We start from the raw sequence: 8,543 nt of genomic DNA on the forward strand, positions 1-8,543 counted from the left end.
CCGACGCCCCGTGCGCAGGTTCCTTCCCTGACCTCCCTGCCATTAAAGCCGACAAGCCGCATCAGTGATTGAGAATGCAAGATAACCGGATCAATATGCCAAAAGAATCGAAGGCCTGCGATAATCCTCATCAGGTAAATATAGATTGCCCCAGTAAAGGGGACTTTGCTTACGCGCTCTTTATTTTTGGGATCGAGTTTGGTAAGAAGTTTGCTGAAGCCAAATTTCTCGATGAAATAAAAGAACTCATCAAAGAGGCCTGCCTCGCCCAAGCCATAGACTTCGGGAATATCTTCTCCCGCTGCAATGTTGGCGGCAATGCCTGCTTGATCTCGATTAGCAGTGTGCCAGGTGAGCCTATCGGCAATATTTTGTGAGGCTTGATGTCGCGGTTCCATGCCAGAGACTCTAACATGGTCCGCCAGTAAAAGTCAAATCGTCAACAGCTCTAAACCATTGAATATACGACATAATATCGGCCTTAAAAAGTGACCTGTGAGCGGTTTTCGGCATGACAAACGGGAGGGGGAGTGTGGATGGTGCCAAAGACGCCGCAGGGTTGCCATAGTGGGCGTTAAGGGCACGATTACAGCGGGCTCTAGAAGAGGCCGTCCGACCTCAAAAAATTCACTTTCAGAGAAAAAAGTTTCTGATAGTAAAAAAAAAATTGGTGCTGTCGCAAACCTTATATCAAATATCCAGCCAGTTAAAAGTTTTAATCACTAAAGGTTAAAGTGTTGAGTCGATCTGACGATATAGCAAATATAAACAATAAAACAATCGTAGGAACAGTGAGATGGATATTTTAGTGCATTCCCAAAGAGAAACAACAAGAAATCCCGAAAAAGGGCACGTTCTATCACGTAAAAACAGCAGCAAAAACGAACGGCGCAAGTCTGCTCGTGATCGCCGCCGGTCCGTAGTTGAAGGAATCGTGGTAAGCCTGTCGACCGCATCAAACAATCGGCGCTCATGCCTTGATCGCCGCCAATTTTTTATCCCGCCCAATATTGTAGAATCCGCACAGCAGAGCTCATCGGGCAGTCGCTTTGTGGATATTGTCGCCTAACTGGGTCAGTTTTTCGGGGTGAGGGGCTGCTGTAGAGGCCCCTTTTTTAAATTCACAACATCAGGCATTACTTTCCCGCAAACATTTAGTATCATAGCAACCGGTTCCTGACGGTAATGTCGGGAATCGTCAAAAAATCAACCCAACCAACCCATGGTTTTCCGTGTCATAAAATATGGATGTAGTAGTTGCTAAAAAATTAGAAAAAAACTTCGGCCAGCGCCAGGCGCTTGGCGGTATTGATTTTACCGTCGATACAGGCGAGTGCCTGGGCTTTTTGGGTCCAAATGGCGCCGGCAAGACCACCACAATCCAGATTATTCTCGGCCTGGTTGAGAAAACGGCAGGTGAACTTACGGTCTTCGGGCAGGAAATTCCCGAGCAGCTCAGGCAGATTAAATCGAGGGTTGGAGTTGTACCTCAAAATGATAATCTTGATACTGATCTTACTGTGCTGGAAAACCTGATCACCTACGCATCCTACTACAATCTGGTGGGTGCCAAGGCGCGGCATCGATCAGAGGAGTTGCTGGAGTTTTTTGCGCTTGAGAATAGGCGTAATGATGTTATTGACCATCTCTCCGGCGGCCAGCGCAGAAGGTTGTTGCTGGCCCGGGCCTTGGTGCATGATCCGGAGCTTTTGATTCTTGATGAGCCGACAGTGGGGCTTGATCCCCAGGCTCGCTATCTGATCTGGCAGCGACTCAAGAGGCTTAAGGATGAGGGTGTCACCATGATGTTGACCAGTCACTACATGGATGAAGTAGCACGTTTAAGCGACAGGGTTATAATTCTTGACCAGGGAAAGGTGATTGTTGAGGGTGAGCCCGGTCGTCTGGTGAAAGATCTTGTTGGTGTCGATGTTTTTGAGTTGGTCTGTTCTGCCGAAGATGCCCGGCAACTGGCAAAAGTTGCCGAGCATTGTGGCGCGCGAAGCGAGATAATGCCTGAAGGGATATTTTTGTACATGCAAAAGGATTGTCCTGAGGTTGATGCTCTCATCCGACCGTATCCGCAGTGGTTGCGAAGGCCGGCTAATCTCGAAGATCTGTTTATTCAACTAACCGGAAGATCGCTTCATGAATCATAGAATTGGCATGGGTGTTATCCGAGTCGTCTGTAGAAACGGCAGAGTCTGGCGAAAGTATATTGTTTCGAGCCTGGTGGGTAATCTTGGGCAACCCTTACTTTTTCTCCTGGCTTTTGGCTTTGGTGTGGGGCAAAGGATTGAACTTGTTGAGGGCTACTCCTATCTTCAGTTTATTGCCCCAGGGCTGGCGGCTTCAGCTGTTATGTACAGTGCGGCATTTGAGACTACCTATGGCTCATATACCAGATTGTCGACCCAAAGTACCTTTGAAGGAATATTGATGACCCCGGTAACGGTCGAAGAGATAGCGGTTGGGGAGATTATCTGGGGGGCCCTTAAAGGTCTTATTTCGGGAGTGGTGATGATCCTGGCTATGCCGCTTTTCGGGTTGTGGCCCTCACCATGGGTAGTGGCTTTATTGCCGGTTCTATTTATTGCCGGAATGGTCTTTTCTGCACTTGGCCTTATTATGACAGCTCTGGCCAGGAGTTATGAGTTTTTTAACTATTTTATTTCACTTGTGATTACGCCCTTGTTTTTGTTTTCCGGCATATTCTTCTCGCTGCGGGAGTTGCCTGTTCTGACGCGAAGTTTCCTGGAGTGTGTGCCGTTAACGCCAGTTGTCAGTCTTTCGAGAATGTTCTGCTATGGAGATTTTTCTGGAAATATAGTGGGAAGGTCTCTTTATGTCATGGCCTTTGCCGCAGTGGCAACGCTGATTGCAACACTGCTTCTCCGGCGACGTCTGATTAAGTAGGTAGCTGTTAGCATTTAGCCGTTAGCTGTTAGTTTTAAAGCTAAAGGCTAATAGCTAAAAGCTAATTCCCTGTGCTATTTTTTCAGCGCTTTACGTCAACCAGCGCTGTTCGGATTGAAGTAGAGAGGGTAGCGAGGGAGAAGGGCTTGTTCAGCAGGGATTTTACGCCAAGTTCATGTAACCGCTCGTCAGAGAGCGTGGGGCTGAGTTGCTTGCCTGTGCAGAGAATGATTGGCAGTTCCGGGTTTGTAGTAAGTAACATTTTGGCTAATCTCAGGCCTGTCATGCCTGGCATAGTAATGTCTGTTAGCACAATATCGATGCTATCTTTGTTCTGTAGGTATATCTCCAGGGCCTCTGGACCATTTTTGGCCGATGTTGTTTTATAGCCAAGTTTACTAAGCGTTTGGGCCATAATCATAAGAATCGCCGGTTCATCATCAACGAGCAGGATGTGTTCTGTGCCGGTGAACATTTCAATGTCTTCGCCGAGCTCCTCTTTAACATCTACAGAGGCTACGGGAAACTGAACGACAAAACGCGAACCTTTATTTAGTTGGCTTTCAGCGAAGATCGATCCGCCGTGGCCGGTCACAATGCCATGAACAACTGCGAGGCCCATTCCGGTTCCTTCTCCTGCTTCTTTAGTGGTGAAGTAGGGGTCGAAAATTTTAGCCAGAATGCCCGGTGTCATGCCAAAGCCGGTATCCTCAACAGCCAGCTCCACGAAATTGCTTGTTATGACTTGTTGGCGGGGAGTTGTTTCATTGTCGTGTTTGGCCGGGCGAAGTGAAATGGTTAATTTGTTGGTAAGCTCAGTCGTGCGAGCATGTACGATCGACTCAAGGTTGTTCCGGTACTGTTCCAGTTCGGTTTCAATTTTTTTGCGGGCGGTAATATCTTGTAAGATACTAATAATGGTCTTTGATGATTGACTTTCAACCAGAATAAACGTTGCCATCAGAAAGATGCTGTTTATCTGAAAGGGCACTTTCTCGCCTATCGTTACCGGTGAGGTGTGCCTCACTTCCTGAAGCGCATCGGTGAGCAGTGCTTGGTCGGCATCCTGGAAAAAGCTGATAAAATTTTCAGAAAGGATCTGCTCCTCAGGGCGTCCGAGGATGGCCGCTGCTGAAGGATTGACATAGACAACCTTGTGCTCAAAGGTGAGTTCAATGAAGCCTTCAGCCATGTGGTTGAGAGTTGTTTCGAAATGTTTTTTAAAGGAAGTTTTCCATTAGCTTGAGGATTACAGGGTTGTTGTCGACAGCGAGAATCTTTTTCATGGTATCTGTCCTTTAGTTGTTCATCAGTATAGCATGAAAAATAGAAGTAATGGCAAGTGATTAATTGAAGATTCCCATCTGTTCTATCGATCAAGTTAAGCGGTGTATGTTTCTCTGCTCACGGAAGAGATCTCCAGTAGCTCAATAGAACGAGTAACTCCAACAAAAGAATGAAATGAGCAAATCCGGTACAGTCTTGCGCATAACAGTAGTTGCTGTAACATTTATGCTTTTTGGGCACCTCTTAAGTCGCGATTATTTTGTTGAATCCTTGCAGGTGCGGGAACATCAGGTTTTGGCCCGCAGTTCGGGGACTAGTTTTCTCGGGGTCTATTTTAAAAATGAGCGCATTGGCTACGTTAAAAATTATTTTTCAGTTGCAGATGACGGGGCGATCTCTCTTGAACAGGAAGCTCTTCTCCAACTCAATATACTTGGTGAGAACCATCTGGTTCAGATGGAGGGCTCAGCGCTTTTATCACAAACGTATCTTCTGCAATCCTTTACCTTTCAGATTGAAGCCCCCTTCTACACATCGAATATAAGCGGCAGCGTTGATGGCACCGATATTAAGTTGACAATTTTGACTGGTAAAGATGAAATCCATGATGTTATTCACCTGAAAAGCCCGCCATTTTTCGCAACGAACCGCAGGGCCTATCTTTTACATGACGATTTAACGGTTGGCCAAAAGGTGAAAATTCCTTATTTTGACCCAATTTCACTTGCCGGTCAGGATACGATAGTTGAATATAAAGGCCGTGAAAAAATTTTAATTAATGGTCGGGTTTTTAACCTGCATAAATTTGAGGAGGTCTTTTCCGGGGTCAGGGTGAAGAGTTGGCTTAATGATAAGGGTGAGGTCGTTAAGGAAGAGTCCCCGGCCGGGTTTGTTTTTCTTGCCGAACCGGAATTTAAAGCAAAAAATATTGCCGAAGCTACCAGCGAGATCCTCTCAGCAGTATCGATACCGATAGAAGGGCAACTTACTGATGTTGCCAGTTTAAACGGTTTGCGTCTGGGTATTGAACTTCCCGAACCGGAGGTATTTGATCTCAATGGTGATCGACAGAGTTTTGATGGCGCTGTTCTGACAATCAGCAAAGAGGTTTTCAGTGAAGATGCCCAGCTCTGTACTGGTAAGGCAGAAGAGTTGGCGGCAACTGCCTATGTTCAGGCTCACCATCCCATGATTGGGGCTGTTGTCAGTCAGACGATAGTAGGTGAGAGTTCGGGGATTGCCAAGGTTCGTAAACTGGCAGACTGGGTCTATTCAAATATTGAAAAGCGCCCTGTGCTCGGTATTCCAGACGCGCTGAGTGTGCTGGCTTCCAGGAAGGGGGATTGCAATGAACATGCTGCCCTGTTTGCTGCCTTGGCCAGAAACGCCGGGATTCCCACCAGAATTGCCGCAGGTGTCGTCTATCATCAGGGTGCTTTTTATTACCATGCCTGGAACGAGATCTGTGCTGGAGAGCGCTGGATCAGTCTCGACACGACCAAAAATCAGTTTCCTGCCGATGTGAGTCATGTGAAATTTATAGAAGGGGAGATTGCTGAGCAGGTAAAAATAGGTGCGCTGCTTGGTCGTCTGAAAATAAGGCTTAAGGAATAAGCGCCGGCCAGGATAGTTAAACTGGGGGCTTGAAACCAGGAACATAAGTTGGAAGAGCATGCTGAAAGTCGAAAAATTATCAAAACGCTTTGCAACCTATCAGGCGGTGGACTCTATATCTCTTGACGTGCAAAATGGAGAAATCTTCGGGTTTCTTGGCCCCAATGGTGCCGGTAAGACCACCACCATAAAAATGCTGGCCGGCTTGTTAAAACCTGATGCTGGCAGCATTACTATCAACGGTCTTGATCTTGCCAGGGCACCAAATGAATGTAAAAAAATAACCGGCTATATCCCTGATCGTCCTTTTCTTTATGAAAAGTTAACCGGTTCGGAGTTCTTGCGATTTATCGCCAGTCTCTATGGCCAAGATAACAGGCGGACAGAGGAAAATGGCCAGAAATTTTTAGAACTTTTCGACCTGCTGAAGTGGCAGGATTTTCTCATTGAAAGCTACTCCCACGGCATGCGCCAGAAATTAATCATAACGGCAGCCTTTATGCTGGAACCGCCGCTAATTATTGTTGACGAACCAATGGTTGGTTTAGATCCGAAAAGTGCCCGCGTGGTAAAGGAGCTTTTTAAAGAGCATGCTAGAAACGGCGGCGCTGTTTTCCTTTCAACCCACTCCATGGAGGTTGCCGAAGAGTTATGCGACCGGCTCGCAATTATTGTGGAGGGCAAGCTTATTGCCTCCGGCAGCCTCGATTCGATACGCCAGCAGGCCGCGAAAGAAGGATCAACTCTTGAAGATATTTTTCTGCAACTCACAGGGGCCTTTGAACTGCAAGAGGTTATCAAGGCACTACGGTAAAATACGGTAAAACCAAACAGTGAACTCACAAGAAACTCCATTGTGGCTGGTTCTTCAGCCCATACTCCTTTCAACTAAAAACCGGTTTTTTTACACCGGAAAGAAGCCTTGGAAGGCTATCGGGGTTGTACTGTTTTGCGCAGTAATATGCTTGGGGTTGTATCTGGTCTCGGTAAAAGTCCTCAGGTTTTTTCATGCCCAAAATGAGATCGGTATCATTCTCAGTCTGAAAATTTTTGAAATGGCCTGGATACTTATGTTTGCCATGCAGGTATTTTCCTGCATGGTTTCGGCTGTCTCTACGGTTTTTGTCAGTTCTGATAACGAGATACTGTTTGCCGCGCCGGTCAAACCCATTACTCTTTTTGGGATGCGCTATTGGACCAGCGTTTTTTATACCTCGTGGATGATGGTCGTTTTCTCTTTGCCAGTCTTTATCGCTTTTGGCCAGGTCTTTGAGGCGGGGTTCTTCTACTGGCCGTTCATGTTGGCCTGTGTTGTCTCAATTGCTCTGATAGGGGTGGGTGTAGCCTTGGCGGCAACTATTTTCCTGGTCAGATTTTTTCCAGCAAAACGGACAAAGGATATCATCTTTTATCTGAGTCTCTGTTTTGCCATTTTCCTCTATATGATCTTTCGAATGCTGCGGCCGGAGTTACTGGTCAATCCTGATGAGTTTGTCTCTTTTGTCGAGTACCTTTCAAGCGTGTCAACTCCTTCCGGGCCTTATGTGCCTGGTGCCTGGGCGGCTAATTTTTTGTCATTATATCTCGTTGATCGTCAATTTGATTTGGTCTTGGCAGGCTTGTTAGTTTTAACCCCGGCTTCGGTTTATTTTGTCGGAGAGTGGTTTATGTACAGCTTCTTTTTTGCGGGATATAGTCGTGCCCAGGAGTCGTTTGGTGGTTATCGAATGTTTTCAAACAAAAAAGGTCGTAAAGCGAGAGGGCTCTTTTACATGATTGCGGCAAAGGAGGCCAAACAGTTTTTGAGAGATTCTGCGGAATGGTCACAACTGTTTATGATTGCAGCTCTGGTGGTTGTTTACCTGTACAATTTTAAAGTGTTGCCGATTGATCAATCATTTTGGCGACAGGAGTATTTGGCTAACCTTGTCTCGTTTTTAAATATTGGACTCACCGGATTTGTGTCAGCCTCCTTGGCGGCACGTTTTGTTTACCCATCTGTTGGGGCCGAGGGGGGCAGCTTCTATATTATCCGCAGCGCCCCACTATCGCTATGGGCATACCTGGGCAATAAATTGATTTTTTATAGTATTCCCTTTGCCTTTCTTTCTGTCGCCCTTGTGCTGGTTTCCGATTTCTTATTAAAGATAAGCGGCCCGACTCTATGGATTTCGTTATTCGCCAGCTGTTTAATTGCAATTACTGAAGTTGGGATTGCCCTGGGCTTTGGGGCATTATTTGCCGATTTCAAGGCAGAAAACCGTGCTACCGCCTTAGGTGGAATCGGAGCCGCCCTTTTCTTGCTAACAAGTTTTACGTATATGGGTGTTGTTCTGGGGACTGGATCGATACCAGCGTATCGTCTCACCAAACAGTGGCTGATAAAGAGTTCCCTCGATATTGGCGATTTGGTGCTACTTGGCGTCTGGCTTGTTTTTGCCGTTGGAGTGTCTTTTTGGGTGGTATATGCTGCAATGCGCAAGGGGATCGCTCACTTGGAGGAAAATGGGTGAATTGAGCGCGGCTAATTCCACAGTTTGATGAGCATCTTGGATAACCAGCCCTTCCCCTCGGAAAGCCTGTTAATGGCGACATTTTTTAGAATTGAAACACGTTCATCATTTGGTTCAATAAGGAACTCTATGCCCATGTGAAAATAATTAACATCTTCATTCTCTTCAAGTTTGAACCAAACTGGTCTAATGGGGATGGATATTCGTTGATTA

At 46.4% G+C, this 8,543-nt stretch carries 9 protein-coding genes; 6 read left to right on the top strand and 3 right to left on the bottom strand.

Annotation, left to right across the window (positions count from 1 at the left end; genetic code table 11):
* Positions 1-398 (bottom strand): hypothetical protein (locus HQK80_13905; GenBank protein ID MBF0223295.1); only part of this gene is annotated, 398 nt, incomplete at its 3' end.
* Between the two features lie 398 nt (positions 399-796).
* Between HQK80_13905 and HQK80_13910 the strand changes: the two genes are divergently transcribed.
* The 3 genes from HQK80_13910 (at position 797) to HQK80_13920 (ending at position 2,916) form a co-directional block, all read left to right on the top strand.
* On the top strand, positions 797-1,069 hold the full coding sequence (locus HQK80_13910) for a hypothetical protein (GenBank protein MBF0223296.1): 273 nt from the start codon (positions 797-799) through the stop codon (positions 1,067-1,069).
* A gap of 175 nt (positions 1,070-1,244) precedes the next feature.
* Positions 1,245-2,159 carry an ABC transporter ATP-binding protein gene (locus HQK80_13915; protein ID MBF0223297.1) on the top strand — a complete coding sequence of 305 codons (915 nt, stop codon included), beginning with the start codon at positions 1,245-1,247 and terminating at the stop codon, positions 2,157-2,159.
* The gene (locus tag HQK80_13920; protein ID MBF0223298.1) at positions 2,149-2,916 is read left to right on the top strand and encodes an ABC transporter permease; all 768 of its coding nucleotides are present in this window, start codon (positions 2,149-2,151) and stop codon (positions 2,914-2,916) included. Before HQK80_13915 ends, HQK80_13920 begins: the two co-directional genes overlap by 11 nt.
* Positions 2,917-2,998: 82 nt before the next feature.
* Here the strand turns inward: HQK80_13920 and HQK80_13925 are convergent, their stop codons facing one another.
* Positions 2,999-4,108, bottom strand: coding sequence for a response regulator (locus tag HQK80_13925; protein ID MBF0223299.1), 1,110 nt, complete (start codon positions 4,106-4,108; stop codon positions 2,999-3,001).
* Between the two features lie 269 nt (positions 4,109-4,377).
* Here HQK80_13925 and HQK80_13930 point away from each other — a divergent pair, with 269 nt between their 5' ends.
* From HQK80_13930 to HQK80_13940, 3 genes are read left to right on the top strand one after another with little or no spacing between them, the layout of a single operon-like run.
* Positions 4,378-5,817, top strand: a complete 1,440-nt coding sequence (locus HQK80_13930) for a transglutaminase domain-containing protein (GenBank protein ID MBF0223300.1) — start codon at positions 4,378-4,380, stop codon at positions 5,815-5,817.
* 58 nt (positions 5,818-5,875) lie between these two features.
* Positions 5,876-6,631 (top strand): ABC transporter ATP-binding protein, encoded by a 756-nt coding sequence (locus HQK80_13935; protein MBF0223301.1) that lies wholly within the window; start codon positions 5,876-5,878, stop codon positions 6,629-6,631.
* A gap of 19 nt (positions 6,632-6,650) precedes the next feature.
* Complete coding sequence (locus HQK80_13940; protein ID MBF0223302.1) at positions 6,651-8,330, top strand: hypothetical protein; 1,680 nt, start codon at positions 6,651-6,653, stop codon at positions 8,328-8,330.
* A gap of 11 nt (positions 8,331-8,341) precedes the next feature.
* Here the strand turns inward: HQK80_13940 and HQK80_13945 are convergent.
* A partial coding sequence (locus tag HQK80_13945) for a hypothetical protein (protein MBF0223303.1) occupies positions 8,342-8,543 on the bottom strand: 202 nt, incomplete at its 5' end.

The sequence above is a fragment of the Desulfobulbaceae bacterium genome (assembly GCA_015231515.1).
Classification (GTDB): domain Bacteria; phylum Desulfobacterota; class Desulfobulbia; order Desulfobulbales; family VMSU01; genus JADGBM01.

What these genes read in the sequence shown, in the direction of transcription:
- HQK80_13920 (MBF0223298.1), top strand. Translation starts at nt 2,149, where the DNA reads ATGAATCATAGAATTGGCATGGGTGTTATCCGAGTCGTCTGTAGAAAC.
- HQK80_13910 (MBF0223296.1), top strand. Translation starts at nt 797, where the DNA reads ATGGATATTTTAGTGCATTCCCAAAGAGAAACAACAAGAAATCCCGAA.
- HQK80_13925 (MBF0223299.1), bottom strand. Translation starts at nt 4,108, where the DNA reads ATGGCTGAAGGCTTCATTGAACTCACCTTTGAGCACAAGGTTGTCTAT.
- HQK80_13935 (MBF0223301.1), top strand. Translation starts at nt 5,876, where the DNA reads ATGCTGAAAGTCGAAAAATTATCAAAACGCTTTGCAACCTATCAGGCG.
- HQK80_13915 (MBF0223297.1), top strand. Translation starts at nt 1,245, where the DNA reads ATGGATGTAGTAGTTGCTAAAAAATTAGAAAAAAACTTCGGCCAGCGC.
- HQK80_13930 (MBF0223300.1), top strand. Translation starts at nt 4,378, where the DNA reads ATGAGCAAATCCGGTACAGTCTTGCGCATAACAGTAGTTGCTGTAACA.